This window comes from Zoogloea sp. (assembly GCF_041911615.1).
Classification (GTDB): domain Bacteria; phylum Pseudomonadota; class Gammaproteobacteria; order Burkholderiales; family Rhodocyclaceae; genus Zoogloea.
In genome coordinates this window covers 1-1674 of the sequence record NZ_JAYROR010000022.1, presented here as the reverse complement: position 1 = coordinate 1674, position 1674 = coordinate 1, and the positions used below count along the sequence as shown (strand labels likewise).

The window sequence follows — 1674 nt, the reverse complement described above, 5'->3', positions numbered from 1 at the left end:
CGACCTCGCCTTGGCCGCCATGATTCTGAGGGCACGCAAATGAATTTCCGTATCGGGCAGGGCTACGACGTCCATAAGCTGGTCGAAGGCCGCAAGCTGATTCTCGGCGGCGTGGAAATTCCGCACGCCACCGGCCTGCTCGGCCATTCCGATGCCGACGCCCTGTTGCACGCGATTACCGATGCCTTGCTCGGCGCCGTGGCGCTCGGCGACATCGGCCGCCACTTTCCCGATACCGATCCGCGCTACAAGGGTGCCGACAGCCGCGTGCTGTTGCGCGGTGCCGTCGCCTTGCTGGCCGAAAAGGGCTGGCGACCGGTGAACGTGGATGCCACGCTCATCGCCCAGCAACCGAAGCTGGCGCCGCACGCCGCCGCGATGGTGGCGAATGTGGCGGCCGACCTCGGGATTGGCGTCGATGCGGTGAATATCAAGGGCAAGACCAACGAACGGCTGGGCTACCTCGGGCGCGAGGAAGCCATCGAAGCGCAGGCCGTCGTGCTGGTGGAACGTGTCGGCTGAGCGCCGGCTGAAAAGTTCCGAACGGCCGCCCACGGCCCGCGTCTTCTTCGCCTTGTGGCCACCGGCCGAGGCGGCAGCCCAACTTGCCGATGTGGCGAACGGGCTTGCCGCGCAATGGGGCGGGCGACCGACGCGGGCGGAAACCATCCATCTCACCCTGGCGTTTCTCGGCGAGGTGGCGGTGGCTGAACTGCCCGCCCTGTGTGCGCTGGCCAGGGGGATTTCCGGCCGCTCTTTCGCCATACGGCTGGGGCATTTCGGCTACTGGCCGAAAAACCAGTTGTTGTGGGCCGGGTGTGCGGCGGTGCCTGATGAACTGGTCGATCTCCAGTCTCGCCTGCAGGCGGCGCTGGGCGGGAAGGGCTACCGAACCCGTCCGCCGGGGCAGGGTTTCACGCCGCATGTGTCGCTGGTCCGCAAGATGCGCTGCGCTCCCAACGAGGGGCGAATCAGCGAGTTGCCCATGCCCGATAAGCTGCTGTGGCCCTGCCAGCATTTTGTGCTGGTCAGTTCGGTATTGACGCCGGAAGGCCCGAATTACCGGATTCTCGAAGCCTTTCCGCTCAGCGCCTGATCGGCAGCGTCAGGCGAACCAGCAGGCCGCCCCCGGGGTTCGGCAACAAATCGAGCTGGCCATCGTGCAGGCGCGCGATGCGGTCCACGATGGCGAGTCCGAGGCCGGTGCCGGTGGCATTGGTGCGCGCGGCTTCCAGGCGGGTGAAGGGGCGTTTCAGACGGTCGATTTCACTTTCCGGAATGCCCGGGCCGCAGTCGCCGACCTCGATGTGGATTTCGCCGGGGGCGGCGAGCAGCCGCAGGCTGATCTCGCCCGCGCCATATTTGGCGGCATTGTCGAGCAGGTTGGTGACGGCGCGCGCGATCGCCTTCGGGCGCAGCAGCAGGTCGTCGAGTGGCGCGATGTCGCTGACCAGCGGCCGGCCGATGCTCGCCTGCCGGCTGGCGATGTTGGCCAGAAGCCCGGAAAGATCAGTCAGGACGGGCGTTTCGCCCGATTCGGCGCGCGCGTAGTCCATGAACTGCGAAATCACGCTCTCCATCTGCTCGATATCGGAAACGACCGCCTGCCGGGTCGTTTCGTCGCCGAGACTCATCTCGGCTTCGAGGCGCAGCCGGGTTAGCGGCGTCCGCAGG

Annotated in this window: 3 protein-coding genes; 2 read left to right on the top strand and 1 reads right to left on the bottom strand. The window is 66.7% G+C overall.

Annotated elements, in window-relative coordinates; all coding sequences use genetic code 11:
- The first annotated feature begins 39 nt into the window (after window positions 1–39).
- Window positions 40–522, top strand: a complete 483-nt coding sequence (gene ispF, locus ACE3P2_RS02835) for a 2-C-methyl-D-erythritol 2,4-cyclodiphosphate synthase (protein WP_374260753.1) — start codon at window positions 40–42, stop codon at window positions 520–522.
- Window positions 512–1096 (top strand): RNA 2',3'-cyclic phosphodiesterase, encoded by a 585-nt coding sequence (gene thpR / locus ACE3P2_RS02830; RefSeq protein WP_374260750.1) that lies wholly within the window; start codon window positions 512–514, stop codon window positions 1094–1096. The genes ispF and thpR overlap by 11 nt, the downstream gene beginning before the upstream one ends.
- Here thpR and ACE3P2_RS02825 read toward each other — a convergent pair.
- Window positions 1086–1674 (bottom strand): ATP-binding protein (locus tag ACE3P2_RS02825; RefSeq protein WP_374260748.1); only part of this gene is annotated, 589 nt, incomplete at its 5' end. The genes thpR and ACE3P2_RS02825 overlap by 11 nt on opposite strands.